This window comes from Streptomyces racemochromogenes, from assembly GCF_039535215.1.
GTDB classification, from domain to species: Bacteria; Actinomycetota; Actinomycetes; order Streptomycetales; family Streptomycetaceae; genus Streptomyces; species Streptomyces racemochromogenes.
Window position 1 is genome coordinate 2,132,207 of record NZ_BAAAWT010000001.1, and the last position, 16,888, is coordinate 2,149,094.

Annotated in this window: 16 protein-coding genes and 1 tRNA gene; 7 read left to right on the forward strand and 10 right to left on the reverse strand. The window is 73.9% G+C overall.

What is annotated here, in order from left to right:
* Positions 1 to 100: 100 nt before the first annotated feature.
* The 6 genes from thrB to ABD973_RS09610 form a co-directional block, all read right to left on the reverse strand.
* The gene (thrB, locus tag ABD973_RS09585; RefSeq protein WP_125599035.1) at positions 101 to 1,039 is read right to left on the reverse strand and encodes a homoserine kinase; all 939 of its coding nucleotides are present in this window, start codon (positions 1,037 to 1,039) and stop codon (positions 101 to 103) included.
* Positions 1,040 to 1,371: 332 nt separating this feature from the next.
* Positions 1,372 to 2,442, reverse strand: a complete 1,071-nt coding sequence (gene thrC, locus ABD973_RS09590; RefSeq protein WP_125822515.1) for a threonine synthase — start codon at positions 2,440 to 2,442, stop codon at positions 1,372 to 1,374.
* A 6-nt stretch (positions 2,443 to 2,448) separates the two neighbouring features.
* A complete protein-coding gene (locus ABD973_RS09595) occupies positions 2,449 to 3,741 on the reverse strand; it encodes a homoserine dehydrogenase (protein WP_164720960.1) in 1,293 nt (430 codons plus the stop codon).
* Between the two features lie 167 nt (positions 3,742 to 3,908).
* On the reverse strand, positions 3,909 to 5,300 hold the full coding sequence (lysA, locus tag ABD973_RS09600; RefSeq protein ID WP_125822514.1) for a diaminopimelate decarboxylase: 1,392 nt from the start codon (positions 5,298 to 5,300) through the stop codon (positions 3,909 to 3,911).
* Between the two features lie 19 nt (positions 5,301 to 5,319).
* On the reverse strand, positions 5,320 to 6,252 hold the full coding sequence (gene nrtL / locus ABD973_RS09605; protein WP_345499801.1) for an ArgS-related anticodon-binding protein NrtL: 933 nt from the start codon (positions 6,250 to 6,252) through the stop codon (positions 5,320 to 5,322).
* A gap of 69 nt (positions 6,253 to 6,321) precedes the next feature.
* Positions 6,322 to 6,789 carry a response regulator gene (locus ABD973_RS09610; protein ID WP_164721081.1) on the reverse strand — a complete coding sequence of 156 codons (468 nt, stop codon included), beginning with the start codon at positions 6,787 to 6,789 and terminating at the stop codon, positions 6,322 to 6,324.
* 106 nt (positions 6,790 to 6,895) lie between these two features.
* On the opposite strand from ABD973_RS09610, the gene ABD973_RS09615 reads away from it, so the two are divergent.
* Positions 6,896 to 6,967 (forward strand) — tRNA-Arg (locus tag ABD973_RS09615).
* 155 nt (positions 6,968 to 7,122) lie between these two features.
* On the opposite strand, the gene ABD973_RS09620 is transcribed toward ABD973_RS09615, so the two are convergent.
* Positions 7,123 to 8,358, reverse strand: a complete 1,236-nt coding sequence (locus ABD973_RS09620; RefSeq protein ID WP_345499803.1) for an MFS transporter — start codon at positions 8,356 to 8,358, stop codon at positions 7,123 to 7,125.
* A 221-nt stretch (positions 8,359 to 8,579) separates the two neighbouring features.
* On the opposite strand from ABD973_RS09620, the gene ABD973_RS09625 reads away from it, so the two are divergent.
* On the forward strand, positions 8,580 to 9,563 hold the full coding sequence (locus tag ABD973_RS09625) for an XdhC family protein (RefSeq protein WP_125822511.1): 984 nt from the start codon (positions 8,580 to 8,582) through the stop codon (positions 9,561 to 9,563).
* Between the two features lie 174 nt (positions 9,564 to 9,737).
* On the forward strand, positions 9,738 to 10,133 hold the full coding sequence (locus ABD973_RS09630; protein ID WP_125822510.1) for a DUF6479 family protein: 396 nt from the start codon (positions 9,738 to 9,740) through the stop codon (positions 10,131 to 10,133).
* Positions 10,134 to 10,173: 40 nt separating this feature from the next.
* Here ABD973_RS09630 and ABD973_RS09635 read toward each other — a convergent pair whose 3' ends face one another.
* Positions 10,174 to 11,079, reverse strand: coding sequence for an ATP-dependent DNA ligase (locus ABD973_RS09635; protein ID WP_125822509.1), 906 nt, complete (start codon positions 11,077 to 11,079; stop codon positions 10,174 to 10,176).
* Positions 11,076 to 11,960: a non-homologous end-joining DNA ligase gene (gene ligD / locus ABD973_RS09640; protein WP_345499807.1), complete on the reverse strand. Its 885-nt coding sequence runs from the start codon at positions 11,958 to 11,960 to the stop codon at positions 11,076 to 11,078. The genes ABD973_RS09635 and ligD overlap by 4 nt, the downstream gene beginning before the upstream one ends.
* A gap of 31 nt (positions 11,961 to 11,991) precedes the next feature.
* Between ligD and ku the strand changes: the two genes are divergently transcribed.
* Positions 11,992 to 13,170, forward strand: coding sequence for a non-homologous end joining protein Ku (ku, locus tag ABD973_RS09645; protein WP_345499809.1), 1,179 nt, complete (start codon positions 11,992 to 11,994; stop codon positions 13,168 to 13,170).
* 15 nt (positions 13,171 to 13,185) lie between these two features.
* Here ku and ABD973_RS09650 read toward each other — a convergent pair whose 3' ends face one another.
* Complete coding sequence (locus tag ABD973_RS09650) at positions 13,186 to 13,980, reverse strand: NERD domain-containing protein (protein WP_125822506.1); 795 nt, start codon at positions 13,978 to 13,980, stop codon at positions 13,186 to 13,188.
* A gap of 184 nt (positions 13,981 to 14,164) precedes the next feature.
* On the opposite strand from ABD973_RS09650, the gene ABD973_RS09655 reads away from it, so the two are divergent.
* The 3 genes from ABD973_RS09655 to ABD973_RS09665 all read left to right on the forward strand — a co-directional run bounded on the left by ABD973_RS09655 (position 14,165) and on the right by ABD973_RS09665 (position 16,880).
* Positions 14,165 to 14,812, forward strand: a complete 648-nt coding sequence (locus ABD973_RS09655; protein WP_345499812.1) for a hypothetical protein — start codon at positions 14,165 to 14,167, stop codon at positions 14,810 to 14,812.
* 95 nt (positions 14,813 to 14,907) lie between these two features.
* Positions 14,908 to 15,651, forward strand: coding sequence for a hypothetical protein (locus ABD973_RS09660; RefSeq protein ID WP_345499814.1), 744 nt, complete (start codon positions 14,908 to 14,910; stop codon positions 15,649 to 15,651).
* On the forward strand, positions 15,648 to 16,880 hold the full coding sequence (locus ABD973_RS09665) for a sensor histidine kinase (RefSeq protein ID WP_125600612.1): 1,233 nt from the start codon (positions 15,648 to 15,650) through the stop codon (positions 16,878 to 16,880). Before ABD973_RS09660 ends, ABD973_RS09665 begins: the two co-directional genes overlap by 4 nt.
* The last annotated feature ends 8 nt before the right edge of the window (positions 16,881 to 16,888 follow it).

The window sequence follows — 16,888 nt, forward strand, 5'->3', positions numbered from 1 at the left end:
ACACTACCGGATCCAACAGACATTCCCCCTCTCAATCACCGGCAATCGCCCGTCGCGGGCGGGCGGCCTGCCCGGCCGTCCGCCCCGACGGGCCGTGTCGTCACGACACGGGCTGACCGCCCTGGGCGCCCAGCGGCAGGACGCTCGCGCCCGCGGCGTCGAGCGCGAGCCGGTTGGCGGCCCACCCCTCGCCCGCGAGCAGCGCGACCTTGTCGGCCGCGCCGTTGTCGACCAGCGCGAGGACCGTGGGGCCCGCGCCGGAGATGACCGCGGGGATGCCGTCCGCCCGCAGCCGGTTGACGAGTGCCACGCTCTCCGGCATCGCCGGGGCCCGGTACTCCTGGTGCAGCCGGTCCTCGGTGGCGGGCAGCAGGAACTCGGGACGCCTGGTCATGGCCTCCACGAGCAGGCCCGCGCGGCCCGCGTTGACGGCCGCGTCCACGTGCGGGACGCTGCGCGGCAGCAGGCCGCGGGCGGTCTCGGTCAGGACCGGCTTCGACGGGACGAAGACCACCGGAACGATGGAATCCGCAGGGTCCATCCGGATCGCCTTGGCGCTGCCGCCTTCCATCCACGCCAGGGTGAAACCGCCGAGCAGACAGGCGGCGACGTTGTCGGGGTGGCCCTCGATCTCGGTGGCGAGCTCCAGCAGCGCCGCGTCGTCGAGCTTGGCCTCCCCGCCTATGGTCACGGCGCGGGCGGCGACGATGCCGGCGCAGATCGCGGCGGAGGAGGAGCCGAGGCCCCGGCCGTGCGGGATGCGGTTGGCGCAGACGACCTCCAGGCCGCGCGGCTGCCCGCCCAGCAGGTCGAAGGCGGTGCGCATGGAGCGTACGAGGAGGTGGCTCTCGTCCCTCGGGAGGGTGTCGGCGCCCTCACCCGCGATGTCGATGTCCAGGCCGGAGTCGGCTACCCGGACGACGACGTCGTCGTAGAGCCCCAGGGCCAGGCCGAGGGCGTCGAAGCCGGGGCCGAGGTTGGCGCTGCTGGCGGGGACGCGCACCCGTACGGCGGCGGCGCGGAACGCTGGACCTGCCATCGGTCGATGACACTCCTTGTGACTGTGCGGGATCCGGCGGCTGCGCGGGATCTTCGCTGCGAATGTACTGGAGAACGTACGACACCCGAAGGCCCTCGGGGCAGCACCGCGGTCATATGCGCGGTGGCGGATGTAAGTACAGCGTATCGAAGGAAGGTTCTCCCGCGACATAGGGCGCACAGGAGGCGCACGATGCGTGTCGGGGTCTTCCGCCGGATCCGGGGGGATCGCCGTGGGCTCTTCGGTGCCGTACCGCCCGGGTTGCCGGATCCCGGAGACTTCCGGGATCCGGCAACGGGGCTCGGGGCCCCCTCAGGGGCCGGGGAGCGGGGTCAGACCAGGCCGAGGCGGACGGCCGCGGCCTCGGCGTCCACCGGGACGGTGACCGGCTGCGGAGCGCCGGCGACCGCCCAGTCGGGGTCCTTGAGGCCGTTGCCCGTGACGGTGCACACGATCTTCTGGCCGGGGTCGACGAGGCCGGCCTCGGCGGCCTTCAGCAGGCCGGCGACCGACGCGGCCGAGGCGGGCTCGACGAAGACGCCCTCCTGCGCGGCCAACAGACGGTAGGCCGCCAGGATCTGGCGGTCCGTCACCTCGTCGATGAAGCCGCCCGACTCCTCGCGCGCGGCGAGCGCGTAGTCCCAGGAGGCCGGGTTGCCGATGCGGATCGCGGTGGCGATGGTGTGGGGCTCCTTGACGACCTCGCCGCGCACGATCGGCGCGGAGCCGGAGGCCTGGAAACCCCAGACGCGGGGCGTACGGGAGGCCAGGCCGTCGGCCTTGTACTCCTTGAAGCCCTTCCAGTACGCGGTGATGTTGCCCGCGTTGCCGACGGGCAGCACGTGGATGTCGGGGGCGTCGCCGAGCGCGTCGACGATCTCGAACGCGGCCGTCTTCTGGCCCTCGATGCGCACCGGGTTGACGGAATTGACCAGCGCCACCGGGTAGTTGTCGGACAGCGCGCGGGCCAGGGCCAGGCAGTCGTCGAAGTTGCCGTCAACCTGCAGGATCTTGGCGCCGTGCACCAGGGCCTGGCCCATCTTGCCGAGCGCGATCTTGCCGCGGGGCACGAGGACCGCGGACACCATGCCGGCGCGCACCGCGTAGGCGGCGGCGGAGGCCGAGGTGTTGCCCGTGGAGGCGCAGATGACGGCCTTGGCGCCGTCCTCCTTGGCCTTGGTGATGGCCATGGTCATGCCGCGGTCCTTGAAGGACCCGGTCGGGTTCGCGCCCTCGACCTTGAGGTGCACCTCACAGCCCGTGCGCTCGGAGAGCACCTGGGCGGGGACGAGGGGAGTACCGCCCTCGCGGAGCGTGACCACGGGAGTCGTGTCCGTCACCGGCAGCCGGTCGCGGTACTCCTCGATGATGCCGCGCCACTGGTGGGTGCGATTGCTGCTCATGGGTCCTTACTCCCCTTCAACACGCATGATGCTGGCGACACCGCGCACGGTGTCCAGCTTCCGCAGCGCCTCGACGGTCCCGGAGAGGGCGGCGTCGGGTGCGCGGTGGGTGACGACGACGAGGGAGGCCTCGCCGTCCTTGCCCTGCTGCCGGACCGTGTCGATCGACACGCCGTGCTCCGCGAAGGTGGTCGCCACCTGGGCGAGGACGCCCGGCTTGTCCGCCACATCGAGGCTGATGTGGTAGCGGGTGACGACGTCCCCCATGGGGCTGACCGGCAGCTGGGTGTACGCCGACTCGCCGGGCCCCGTTGCCTCGGCGAGCTTGTTGCGGCAGACGGCGACGAGGTCGCCGAGGACCGCGGACGCGGTCGGCGAGCCGCCCGCGCCGGGCCCGTAGAACATCAGCCGTCCGGCGGCCTCGGCCTCGACGAAGACGGCGTTGTACGCCTCGCGGACGGAGGCCAGCGGGTGGCTGAGCGGGATCATCGCCGGGTGGACGCGGGCGGTGACGGACTCGCCGTCGGCCGCGCGCTCCAGGATGGCGAGGAGCTTGATGGTGCATCCCATGCGCTTGGCGGAGGCGAAGTCCGCGGCGCTGACCTCGGTCATGCCCTCGCGGTACACGTCGTCGAGGCGGACGCGGGTGTGGAAGGCGATGCCGGCCAGGATCGCGGCCTTGGCGGCGGCGTCGTAGCCCTCGACGTCGGCGGTGGGGTCGGCCTCGGCGTAGCCGAGGGCGGTGGCCTCGTCGAGCGCCTCCTGGTAGCCGGCGCCCGTCGAGTCCATCTTGTCGAGGATGAAGTTCGTCGTGCCGTTGACGATGCCCATGACCCGGTTGATCTTGTCGCCGGCGAGGGACTCTCGCATGGGGCGGACCAGCGGGATGGCGCCGGCGACGGCGGCCTCGTAGTAGAGGTCCAGCCCGGCCTGCTCGGCGGCGGCGTGCAGGGACGCGCCGTCCTGGGCGAGCAGCGCCTTGTTCGCGGAGACGACGGAGATGCCGTGCTCGAAGGCGGTGGTGATCAGGGTGCGGGCGGGCTCGATGCCGCCGATGACCTCGATGGCCACGTCGATGTCACCGCGTTTGAGGAGGGCGGTGGCGTCGGTGGTGACGAGGGCGGGGTCGATGCCCTCGCGCACCTTGGAGGGACGGCGCACAGCCACGCCGGCGAGTTCGACGGGCGCGCCGATCCTGGCTGTCAGGTCGTCGGCGTGCGTCGTCATGATGCGCGCCACCTCTGAGCCGACCACTCCACAGCCCAGCAGCGCCACCTTCAGCGGACGCGTACGCATCATTGACCTACGCCTTTCGATCTTCCATCGCTCCCGGCGGGCGGTTTTGCGCGCCAGGTATGAACCAGTCTCACGCAATGGACAGGAGTTTCCATCTCCGGTCCATTGAGTGAGACGTGTACTGAACGTCTATTTTGGGGGTCCGGATGCTTCCCCCCGAAATATGGGGGTCACCCGAGGTCGAGGGACAGGAGATCTTCTTCCGTCTCGCGGCGGACGATGACCCGCGCCGCGCCGTCGCGCACGGCGACGACGGGCGGCCGCAGCGCGTGGTTGTAGTTGCTGGCCATGGAGCGGCAGTACGCCCCGGTGGCGGGCACGGCGAGCAGGTCGCCGGGGGCCAGGTCGGCCGGCAGGAAGGCGTCCTTCACGACGATGTCACCGCTCTCGCAGTGCTTGCCGACGACGCGGACGAGCATCGGCTCGGCGTCGGAGACGCGGGAGACCAGCGTGACCGCGTATTCGGCGTCGTACAGGGCCGTGCGGATGTTGTCGGACATGCCGCCGTCGACGGAGACGTACGTGCGCAGGCCCTCCAGCGGCTTGATGGTGCCGACCTCGTAGAGGGTGAAGGCGGTGGGCCCGACGATGGCGCGGCCGGGCTCGACGGAGATGCGGGGGGCCTTGAGGCCGGCGCTCTCGCACTCCCGCGCGACGATCTCGGTGAGGGCCTTGGCGATCTCGTGCGGCTCGCGCGGGTCGTCGGCGGAGGTGTAGGCGATGCCGAGGCCGCCGCCGAGGTCGATCTCGGGGAGCTCGACGCCGTGCTCGTCGCGGACGGCGGCCAGCAGCCGCACGACCCTCTTCGCGGAGACCTCGAAGCCGGCCATGTCGAAGATCTGCGAACCGATGTGGGAGTGGACGCCGAGCAGCTCCAGGGAGTCGTGCCCGAGCGCCCGCCGTACGGCCTCGGCGGCGGAGCCGTCGGCGACGGCGATCCCGAACTTCTGGTCCTCGTGCGCGGTCGCGATGAACTCGTGGGTGTGCGCTTCAACGCCCACGGTCACCCGGATCTGCACGGGCTGGCGCACCCCCAGCTCACGGGCGACGTGCGCGACGCGGGCGATCTCCTGGAAGGAGTCGAGGACGATCCGCCCGACGCCGGCGGTGACCGCGCGCCGGATCTCGCTCTCGGACTTGTTGTTGCCGTGGAAGGCGATCCGCTCGGCGGGCATCCCGGCGGCGAGGGCGGTGGCCAGCTCCCCCCCGGAGCAGACGTCGAGGTTCAGCCCCTCCTCCTTGAGCCACTTCACGACGGCCTTCGACAGGAACGCCTTTCCGGCGTAGAACACGTCGGCGTCCTTGCCGAAGGCGTGCGCCCAGGCGCGGCAGCGGGCCCGGAAGTCCTCCTCGTCGAGGAAGTAGGCGGGGGTGCCGAACTCCTCGGCGAGCCGGGTCACTTCGAGCCCGCCGACGGTCACGACGCCGTCGTCGTCGCGCGTGACGGTACGGGACCACACCTTCTCGTCGAGCGCGTTCAGGTCGGCCGGCGGCGGGGCGTAGTGGCCCTCGGGCAGGACGTCGGCGTGGCGGGGCCCGGCGGGGTGGGCGGAACGGCTCATCGGAATCTCTCTTCGCGGGTCACAGGCAGTCTGGGGCGTCGATGCCGAGCAGGGCGAGGCCGCCGGCCAGCACCGTCCCGGCGGCTTCGGCGAGTGCCAGCCGGGCGCGGTGGGCGGCCGAGGGTTTCTCGTCGCCCTTGGGCAGGACCTGGTGCTGGAAGTCGAGGAGCGCGTCGGCGACGGCCACGAGGTGCCGGGTGAGCCGCTCGGGGGCCTGGTGGTGGGCTGCGGCCTCCAGCACGAGCGGGTACTCGCCGAGCAACCGCAGCAGCTCGCGGCCGTCCGCGTCGTCGCCGGGCTCGCCACGGAACCCCAGGTCACCGGCATTGATCCCCAGCGCCCGCACCCGGGCATGGGCGTACCGCACGCGGAAGAACTCACTGGACTCGTCCTGGACGAGCAGGGCGGGGGTGAAGGAGGGGGTCTCGCGGGCCGGTACGCAGAGCATGGCCCAGGCGGCGGCGTCCGCCCCGTACGCGGCGACGACGTCCCCGTCCCGCCGGGCGACGGGCGCGACGCGCGGCACGGGCCCGTCCGGGACGCCCTGGCTCTCCTGGATCCGCCGCACGGCGGCCCGTACCGCACTCCCCCGAGGCTCCGCACCGGGCACGTACCCGTACCGGGCCCCCCGCGCCCTCACCTCGCGCACGAGCGCGGCGGCGGACGGGGGCGCGAGGCTGAAGTTCAGGAATCCGGGGCCGGTGATCTCCACGCCCAGGATCCCGGGCTCGTCGGCGAGGAGCCGGCCCGCGAGCACCCGGGCGACCTCACGGGGCTCCAGCCGGGCGCTCTTCGCCACCTGGAGCGCGACGGGGGAGGCGTACTCCCCCACTCCCCCGGGCCGGGTCCGCTCGACGACCACCCGCCCGGGCACGCCGGCGGCGAGCTCACCGCCCTCGACGGCACGGCGTACGGCTTGTACGACGGCACGAGAGAGGTCGGCGGGGATCACGGAACCCAGCCTAGGCGAGAAGCCCCTGTGCCCCGCATCGGGTTTCGCCATGTGAACAGGCGACCGCCCTCAGGCCCCCCGACCGGCCCTCCCGGCCCTCCCCGCAGGGGCACCCTTCCGCTCGACGAGCCGCCGTACGACCCGCACCAGCTCCGCGGGCTCGAAGGGCTTGGCGACGAACGCGTCCACGCCGGCGGCGATCCCGGCCTCGACCTCGAGCTGGGTACAGGCGCTGACGATGGCGACGGGCACATGCCTCGTCCGCGGATCGGCCCGCAACTGCGCGGCGGCCCCGAACCCGTCCAGCCGGGGCATGACCACATCAAGGGTGATCGCGTCGGGACACACCCGGTGCACCACGTCCAGACACTCGGCACCATCGTTCGCGGTCACTACCTCGAAGCCCTCCAGCTCGAGATTGACCTTGATCAGCTGCCGGATGACCTTGTTGTCGTCGACAACAAGCACCCGGCCCGAGGCGCCTGGCACAACTCGAGAGTAGGTCGCCCTAAGCCCCCGCGTCCGGGTTTTTGCCACTTCCACCCCCTCCGGGCGACCGACCTCCCCCGGCCGCCCAAATCGGTTCCTGATCACCCCGCGGAAGCTGGTAGTGTTCAACCCGTCGCCGCACAGCGAACGACACGCCCCCGTAGCTCAGGGGATAGAGCAACGGCCTCCGGAGCCGTGTGCGCAGGTTCGAATCCTGCCGGGGGCACTTCGCAGGAAGTGCCCAAAGACCCCGCCATCAGCGGTAACGCTGAGACGGGGTCTTCGCGTATGTGCGGTCGGCCGTTCCGCTGCCGGCCCCAACTCGGTGCACGGAATGGGCACATGAGCCGCCGGCCGGCTGGGGAACCCGGCGCGCGTCGGTCAGGTGCGGGAGTCGTCCAGCTCGCGGGCGGGTTCCCGGGTCAGGGGCAGCGTCAGGGCCAGGGCCGCGGCCGTCAGGGAGATGAGGCCGCCCGTCGAGAGGGACCAGCGGGGGCCCCAGTGGTCGGAGAGCCAGCCCGTCAGGAGGGCGCCCAGGGGGGTGGTGCCCATGAAGATCAGGGTGAAGAGGGCCATCACGCGGCCGCGGTAGGCGGGGTCCGAGCCGAGTTGGACGCGGTGGTTGGCCGCCTGGGCGAAGTACATCATCGCGAAGCCCGTGAGGGCGAGGCAGAAGGCCGCCGTCGGGAGGGTGGGGGCCAGGCCCGTGAGGGCTTCCGCGGCGCCGAAGGCCAGGGCCGAGCCGGTGACCACGGCCGCCGTGGGGCGTTCGCGGCGGGCCGTCGTCGCGAAGGCGGCCAGGAGGGAGCCCGCCGCGAGGGAGCTGCTCAGCAGTCCGAAGGCCGCCGAGCCGGTGCGGAACTCGGTCTTGGCCAGCAGCGGGAGCGTCAGCTGGAAGTTGAAGCCGGCCAGGCCCAGTACGCCGACCAGGGAGAGGGGCAGGATCAGGTCGGCGCGCCGGGAGACGTAGCGGAGGCCGTCCACGACGCTGGCGCCCGCGGGGCGGGAGGGCGGGCCGTGGAGTTCCGCGGGGCGCATCAGGGCGAGGCCCGCCACGGCGGCCAGGTAGCTGCACGCGTTGAGCAGGATGACCGGGCCGACGCCGAGGCGGGCGATGAGCAGGCCCGCGGCCGCGGGGCCGGCCACCCGGGCGGCGTTGAAGTACGCGCCGCTCAGCGCCGACGCGTTGGGGAGCAGTTCGTTGCCGACCATCTCGCCGACGAAGGCGATGCGGGTGGGCGCCTCGACCGAGTTGACCGCGCCGAGGAGGAGGGCGAAGAGCCAGATGTGCCACAGCCGGACGTCGCCCCGGACCACCCACAGCCCCAGGGCGAGCGCGAGGGTGCCGGACGTGAGGTTCGCCAGGATCAGGATGCGGCGTTTGCTGTGGCGGTCGGCGAGCCGGCCGCCGTAGAGGGTGAGGAGGAGGACCGGCGTGAACTGGAGGGCGGTGACCACGCCCAGTGCCGTGCCCGAGTCGCCCGACAGCTCCAGCACCAGCCAGTCCTGCGCGATCACCATCATCCAGGTGCACGTCACCGAGAGGAGCTGGCCGAGGAAGAAGAGCCGGAAGTTGCGTACGGAGAGGGAGCCGAAGGCGCGTTTCAGGATGAGCACGGGCTGAGTGTCCCTTCGCTCCCTCGATTCTCCGTGGTGGCGGCGGAGCGGCCACTCGTGGACGGTTCCGGTGGTCCGTACGAGGGCGACGGGCCGGGGTTGGTGGGTTCGGGGGATGGGTGGCGGCCGGGGGCGTGCGTAGGGTGGTTCCCGAGGCCGCTTCGTGCCCGTTGACCAGGTGCTTTGCGGCGAGGGAGCGCACAGAGGATGGGGCGACGAGGATGCGTGGGCTTGCGGAGACGGCGCGGCAGTGGGCGGCGGAGGGGCGGGTGGCGTTCCTGGCCCGGCCGGTGACCGAGCAGGGGTTCGGACCCCGGGACCCGGCCGGGGCCGTGCTCGTGGACCCCCGCGGGGAGTGCGTCGGGGCCCTGTACCGCGGGGTGTTCGACGCCGAGCTGGTCGCGGAGGCCGGGGCCCTGGGCGGCGCCGGGGAGACCGCGCGGGTGTGCGAGGTGTCGGTGGGGGCCGACGAGGCCGCGGAGGCGAAGCTGACCTGTGGCGGGCGGGCGGAGGTGCTGCTGCAGCCGCTGTCCGCGATCCCCGCCGAATGGTGGGAACTGCTGGGCACCGGGGCCGGGGTGGCGCTGGTGACCCGGCTCAGCGAGGGCGCGGACGGCGCCGTCAGCGAGGTCGTACGGGCCGGCGACGAGCCGGCCGACGACGCCGGGCGGCGGGCCGGGGAGCTGCTGGGGACCCGGCGGCCCGGGCGGGACGCCCTGTACGGGGGGTCCGGGCTGGTGCTGGTGGAGGCGTACCCGTCGGCCCCGTACGTGGTGGTCGGCGGGACCGGGGAGCTGGCCGAGGTCATCGGGGCGCAGGCGGCGCTGCTGGGCTGGGAGTCCGTGGTGGTGGAGAACGCGGCGGACGCGCAGAAGGCGCTGACCGCGCACCGGGACGCCGCCTGCCTGGTGCTGCTCAGCCACGATCCGGACTTCGACGTGCCGGTCCTGCGGAACGCGCTCGCGCTGGGGGTCCCGTACGTCGGCGCGCTGGGGTCGCGGCGGACCACCGCGCGGCGCCGGGAGGGCCTGCTGGCCGCCGGGGTGGGCGAGGACGGGCTGGCGCGGGTGCACGGGCCGATCGGGCTGGACCTGGGGGCCAGGACCCCGGCTGAGACGGCGCTGGCCATCTGCGCCGAGATCCTCGGGGTGCTCGGGGGGCGGGACGCGCGGGGGCTGCGGGATTCGGACGGGCCGCTGCGCTGAGGGGCCGGGGGCCCTCCCGTCATCATCCGCCCCGCCGTCCGTCCCCGTCATCCGTTCGGAGTAGGGGGCGGGCGCGGCCCGGCGCGGTGGGGGGTCGGGCCGGGGCGGGTTTCCGGGGGCATTCTTTGCGCTGCTCCCACGTGCAAAAGTAGCAAAAGCGGGAAAATGGGCCCTATGGACACGATCCTCAGCGTGGACGAGATCCTGACCGACATCGCGTGGTTCTTCGTCGTCGGCATCGTCATCGCCGGCGTCCTGCTCGCCGGGTTCAAGCTGGGCCAGCGGGTCCGGGAGAAGGAGCCGCCGCCGCCCACCCCGGAGAGCCAGCCGCACCTGCCCGACGGCGGGCCGGTCCACGAGGTCCGCGAGGAGCGTGACCCGGTGGAGATCCCCGAGGGCGGCCTGCGGCCGCACGAGATGCAGGGCTACGGGAACTTCGGCTCCACCACCTCCGACCACGCCGACCAGGTACGGGCCGAGCGCGAGTCCGGCTACGAGAAGCCCGAGGGCCCCGGACCGCACCCGCAGCCGGGGGCGCCGCCCGACGCGGGACGCGGCGCGCACGCCTGAACATCCCGCCCGGACCTCTGGGCCGCGCCTGCCGCGCGGCTCAGAGGTCCGTCCGCAGCCGCAGCACCTCCGGCGGGGGGTGGCGCAGCGCGGTGTGCCGGACCTCGGCCGCCAGCGGCGGGTCCAGCAGGGTGAACGGCACCTCGCCGAGCCCGATCGCCGTGACCACGCCCCCGCCGGTACCCGCGCCCCCGCGTTCCGCGACGACCGCCGCCAGCTCGGCGCGCAGCACCGCCGAGAGCGGGCTCGACACCAGCGGCGCCTGGTCCTCCTCCCCCGGCAGGACCAGGACGAGCGCCAGCGGGCGGCGCGGGGTGCCGGTGTAGCCGATCACCGCCGCGTCCCGCACGTCGGTGTGCCGGAGCTTGCGCCAGGCGCGCCGCCCGGCCGGGTAGGGCTGGTCCAGCCGCTTGACGACCAGGCCCTCGATGCCGCTGGCGGGCAGGGTCTCGTACCAGGTCTCGGCCAGCTCGGGGTCCGTCGTCATCGGCACCGGCTGGAGCGGCGGGCCCAGCGGCAGCAGCAGGTCGACCAGCAGGGCCCGGCGCCGCTCGTAGGGGCGGCCGCGTACGTCCACCCCGGCCAGCTCCAGCACGTCGAACGCCGCGTACGAGGCCGGCAGGCTCTGCGCGAGCACCGCGGCCCGGGCCGCGTTGGCCGCCGCCGCGCGCCGCTGGACCAGCGCGAAGTCCGTGCGGCCCGCGTGCCAGACGACCACCTCCCCGTCCAGCACGGTCCCGGCGGGCAACTGCCGGGCGGCCGCCGCCAGGTCGGGGAAGGCGCCGGTGACGATCCGCCCGGAGCGGGCCTGGAGCACCACGTCCTCCTCGGTGCGCAGCACGACCATGCGGTGGCCGTCGAACTTCGGCTCGTACGCCAGGCCCGCCCCCCGCGGCAGGGTCCGTACGGCGGAGGCGAGCGCGACCCTGACGGCCTGCGGGGTCACGGCAGGCTCCCGGCCCGTCCGGAGTCGGTGAGCGGGGCGAGGAGGTCGCCGTCGCGGGCCAGCCGGGGCGGGATGTCGTCGGCGAGGAACACCAGGTCGTGGGGGTCGCGGCAGGCTTCGACCTCCGCCCAGGAGACGGGCGCGGAGACGGTCGGCAGGCGCCGCGCGCGCAGCGTGTAGGGAGCCGCGGTGGTCTTGGCGGCGGCGTTCTGGCTGTGGTCGACGAAGACCTTGCCGGGGCGCAGCGCCTTGGCCATGCGGTGCACGACCAGGTCGGGGAACTCGGCCTCGGCCTCCTGGGCGAGGGCCTTGGCGTACGCGGAGGCGCGCGCGGAGGGGACCGGTTCGAGCGCCACGGCCAGGTGGAGGCCCTTGGAGCCGGAGGTCTTGGCGTACGCGGTCAGGCCGTCGGCGGCGAGGCGCTCGCGCAGCCACAGGGCGGCGGCGCAGCATTCGACGACGGTGGCGGGCGGGCCGGGGTCGAGGTCGAGCACGAGCCGGTCGGCGACGGCGGGGGCGCCGGCCCGCCACTGGGGGGTGTGGAACTCGACGACGAGGTTGGCCGCCCACATCAGGGACGCCAGGCCGGACACGACCACCTGTTCGGCCCGTTCGTCCTCGGAGCGCGGCACGGGGGTGGTCCTCACCCAGGCGGGCGTACCGGGCGGCGGGTTCTTGGTGAAGAAGAGCTGGCCGTCCGGGCCGTCCGGGTAGCGCAGGAAGGACAGCGGGCGGTCCTTGATGTGCGCGAGGAGGGCGTCCGCGACGGTGGCGTAGTAGTGCAGCACCTCGCCCTTGGTGAAGCCGGTCTCCGGGTAGAGGACCTTCTCCAGGTTGCTGAGCGCGATGCGACGCCCCTCCACCATCGTGATCGGCGTCATACGATGAGATTGCCACGAATCAGGAGGAACCGTGCGATCCATTTGGAACGGGGCGATCTCCTTCGGCCTGGTCAGCATCCCGATCAAGCTCGTGAACGCCACCGAGAGCCACTCGATCTCCTTCCGTCAGATCCACGTGACCGACGGCGGCCGCGTCCGCTACCGCAAGGTGTGCGAACTGGACGGGGAGGAGGTGCCCTCCGCCGAGATCGGCAAGGGGTACGAGGAGGCGGACGGGTCGATCATCCCGATCACGGAGGAGGACCTGGCCCGGCTGCCGATCGCCACGGCGAAGACGATCGAGATCGTGTCGTTCGTGCCGGCCGACGAGATCGATCCGCTCCAGCTGGACGCCGCGTACTACCTCGCCGCGAACGGGGCCACGGCGGCCAAGCCGTACACGCTGCTGCGGGAGGCGCTCAAGCGCAGCCGGCGGGTGGCTATCGCCAAGTACGCGCTGCGGGGGCGGGAGCGGCTGGGCATGCTGCGGGTCGTCGACGACGTGATCGCGATGCACGGGCTGCTGTGGCCGGACGAGATCAGGGCGCCGGAGGGGGTGGCCCCGGAGGCCTCGGTGTCCGTGCGGGAAGCCGAACTGAACCTGGCCGACGCGCTGATGGCGACGCTGGGCGAGGTGGAGATGACCTCCCTGCACGACGACTACCGCGAGGCCGTGGAGGCGATGATCGCGGCGAAGGCGGGCGGGGCGTTCGAGCCCGCGGAGGCCGTGGTGGAGCCGGCCGGCGGGCAGGTGATCGACCTGATGGCGGCGCTGGAGAACAGCGTGCGGGCCGCCAGGGCCTCGCGGGGCACGGACGAGGGCGGGGAGGGCGGCACGGAGGCGGAGGTGACCCCGATCCGGCGCGGCGCGGCGGCCGCCGCGCCGAAGGCGGTGGGCGGGAAGAAGTCGACGGCCGGGGCCGCCGGACGGAGGACGGCCCCGGCGGCGAAGAAGACCACGGCGAAGTCCACGGCGAAGACGACGGCGAAGCCGGCCTCGACGGCCTCGTCCGCCAAGTCGGGCGGCAAGAAGTCGACTTCGGCCGCCACGAAGTCCGCCGCCACCGCCAGGAAGAGCACCTCCACGGCCACGAAGTCCGCCTCCACGGCCCGGAAGTCCACCTCGACCGCCGCCAAGTCCGCCTCCGCCGCCGCGAAGAAGACGGCCGCCGCGAAGAAGGCCGCGCCGCGCAAGCGGACTTCGGCCTGACCCGGAAGGCAGACCCTAGGTCCACGCCGGGCGGGCGCGGGCCACGGCGAAGAGGGCTTCGATCTCCGGGGGTTTGAGGGTCGCCGGCGTGCCCCGCAGCAGGGTCGTCAGGGTCGGGGGCTGGAGGACCAGGACGTCGCGCTGCGTCGGCGCCACCTCCACCCGGGCGGCGTCGGCCAGGACCAGGGCCGGGGTGACCGGCGCGGCCAGCACGCGGGCGGCGCAGGCGGCCGCCCGCCGGATCCAGCGCGGGTCCGGACGGGGCTCGGCGCGGCCCACCGTCAGCAGCAGGTCCCCGACCTGGGCGCGCTGGCGGCGGCCCGGGACCGTACGCACGGCCAGGACGCCCGGCGGGCCGATGAGCAGGTGGTCCAGCAGCCCCAGACCGGGCAGCGGCACGTCGTGCAGCGCCCGCCAGTCCGAGGCCTCCAGCAGATCGACCTCCGCACCCGTGCGCTGCCGCGCCTGGAGCTCCTGCCGCATCCGGTGCCGGGCCCGGCTGCCCGGGGACCCGTACGCCAGCTCCCCCAGCAGGGTCTCGCCGGGCCGGTTCGGGGCCAGGTCCCCGTCGGGCGGCAGGCTCAGGCCGCGCAGCTCGGCGGGGGTGGGCACCGGCGGCGGGCCGATGCTCCAGCCGCGGGTCAGGTACGGGCGCAGGACCGCCAGTACCGCCTCGCGCTGGTCGTCCGCCAGGACGCTGATCCGGTTGGCCTGCCGGTCGTACCAGGCAACGGCCTGGCCGTCGGGCCGGTTGACGTAGAGCCGGCCGCGGCCGGGCCGGCCGCTCGGAAGGACCTTGAGTCCGCGCATCGGCCTCACCCCCGCCGTCCATGGGAGCAGGCGCCGCTCCCCCGGGCAATCCCTCGGTTGTGTAACAGCTCCGTCGGCTCCCTGCTGCCTTCCTGTTACAAGGTCATCGCCCTACCGCAACGGCCGGGCCCTAGTTTTGTGGCGTCTGGAAGCGCCAGGCCCTGACCGTTGCCGAGGGAATCCCGTGGAAACCGCCCGCCGCCGCACCATCGTTCGCGCCACCGCCGTGACCGCATGCGCCGGCGCACTCCTGGCACTGCCGACCGCCGCCGCGCTCGCCGACGGGGCGCCGGCCGCCTCCGGCGCGCAGCGGACCCTCGTCAGCAGCATCTCCCTCGCCGACGGCCGGTCGACCGCGAAGGTGTACCGCCTCGCGAAGGACGCGTACCAGGCCGAGATCCTGCGTGCCGGCGCCAAGGTCGCCACCCTGACCAGCCGCGACGGGTCCACCGGGGTCGGCGCCGCCGGTGAACTGCACGCCGCACTGCGGCCCGACGGGCGGCTGTCCTCCTGGGTCGGCGACACCGTGCCCGGGGACGGCGCCCACGCCGTCGCCGGCGACGGCCACAAGACCGGGACCCGGCACGGCGCGGGCGGCTCCGGCCAGGTCGTGCCCGCGTCGCTGGACATCCCGGCGGGCGGCCCGGCGGCCGGCAGCCCGGCCAAGGGCGGCACCGGCGCCCCCGGCACCGCCGAGGCGCTGCGGCTGAACACGCTGGCCGACGGGCCCGGCGACGGCGTACTGCTGCTCGCGGCGGGCGGTGGCATCGCGGCCGTCGGCGCCGCCGGGCTGGGCTTCGCGATGCTGCGGCGGGGGCGCACGGACGGCTGACCGCCGCCTCCGGGCGACAAATGCGGTCGAGCTGCGCATAGGGTTGGCTGGATATCGACCATCGCCGACCGGCCGCGTCAGAGGAGGGCCCGCACGTGCGCACGTCCTCCCCCGCGGCGCTGCTGGCGGCCGCCCTGCTGCTGCCGCTGGCCGCCGGCTGCGGGGACACCGGCGGGCTCGCCTCCGCGGGGCCGACCCCGACCGCCAGCGGCCCCGTACACCTGTGGCCCGAGCGCCGGGGTGCCGAGGTACCGCCCGCCGATCCGGGGGGCGCGCCGCCGGAGTACGTACGGGGGCTGCCGAAGGTCACCGACCAGAACGTCCACGAGGTCGACCCGGTCGCCCTGGTGCAGGCGGAGCTGCGCGCCCATCCGGACATCAGCGTCGGCCCGGACGGCATGCCCGGGGAGACCGCCGCCGCGATCCGCGCCTGCGGGAAGATCGGACAGGACCCGGCCGCGTGCCCGGTGCGGCAGCCCTACTACCGGGACCTGACCGGGAACGGCAAGGACGAGCTGGTGATCGGCATCGAGCTCCCCGACAGGATGATGTCCGTACGGGTGTACACGGTGGACGCCGGCGGCCGGCTCAACCGCATCATGGCCACCACCGAGACCGTGATCGGCGTGGAGCTGGCGGGGCGGGACGTCATCCTGCGCGTGCCGAGCGGCAACCCCGGCTACGAGCTGATCACCGCCTGGTCCTGGGACGCGAAGCAGCGGACGATGCTGCCGGAGCGCGAGCAGATCGTACGGGTGCCGGCCGGGGCGGCGGCGTCGCAGTCGCCCTCCGTGGGGTCGTCGCCGTCGCCGTCGAGCAGTCTTCCGGGTGCGCGGTGAGGGCGTGGCTGCCGGCGTGGACGGCCACGCTGACCTGGAAGTCCGCCTGCTTCATCGTGGTGATGTGCTGTGCGCTGGCGGCGGTGCTGGGCGTACTGGTGCACGTCGAGGTGACCCGGCAGACGGTGGCGGCGGCCCGGGACAAGGCGCTGGACAAGCTCGACGAGGCCTCGTACGCCTACGAGGCGGGCGAGACCCTGCCGCCGCAGTCCGGACTCGACCCGGCGGGGCTCCCCCCTGAGCTGCGGGAGCTCGCGCTGAGCGGCCGGCGCGGAACGGTCGTCGGCGACGCCGGCGGGCGGCCGGTGATGTGGGCGGCAGCCCCGGCCGACGGGAAGGCGCTGGCCACCCTCATCGACTACGGGCAGAGCGCGGGAACCATCCGGGGTCTCGACAACGCGATCATCGGCTCCTCCGTCCTGGCCCTCGGCGGCACCCTGCTGATCGGCGCCTTCGCGGTGACCCGGGTGACGCGGCGGCTGCACCAGACGGCGACGGTCGCGCGCCGCATCACCCAGGGCGACCTGGACGCGCGGGTCGGCGACCCCCGGACGCAGGACCCCTCTCGGCACCAGGACGAGGTGTCGACGGTGGCGGCCGCGCTGGACACCATGGCCGGGACCCTCCAGCGGAAGCTGCAGAGCGAGCAGCGCTTCACGGCGGACGTCGCGCACGAGCTGCGCACGCCCCTGACGGGTCTGCAGGCGGCTTCGGAACTGCTGCCGGAGGGACGGCCGACGGAGCTGGTCCGGGAGCGGGTGCGCACGATGCGGCAGCTGACGGAGGACCTGCTGGAGATCTCACGGCTGGACTCGGGGAGCGAGCGGGTCGACACCGACCTGCACCAGCTGGAGCGGCTGGCCCGGCGGGTGGTGCGGGCGTCGGGGCTGGAGACCGAGGTGGTCGTGGTCCGGGACGCCCACGTCGAGACGGACCGGCGGCGCCTCGAACGGGTGCTCGGGAACCTCCTCGCCAACGCCCACAAGCACGGGCGGGGCCCGGTGGTGCTCACGGTGGACGGCCCGGTGGTGACGGTACGGGACCACGGCGACGGGTACCCCGAGTACCTCCTCACGGACGGACCGCAGCGCTTCCGCAGCGGGGGCAAGGGACACGGCCTCGGCCTGACGATCGCGGCGGGCCAGGCGGAGGCCATCGGCGCCCGCCTGGAGTTCCGCCGGGCCCGGGGCGGCGGCGCGGAGGCGGTACTGACCCTGCCGGCGCCTTAGGCCGCGGC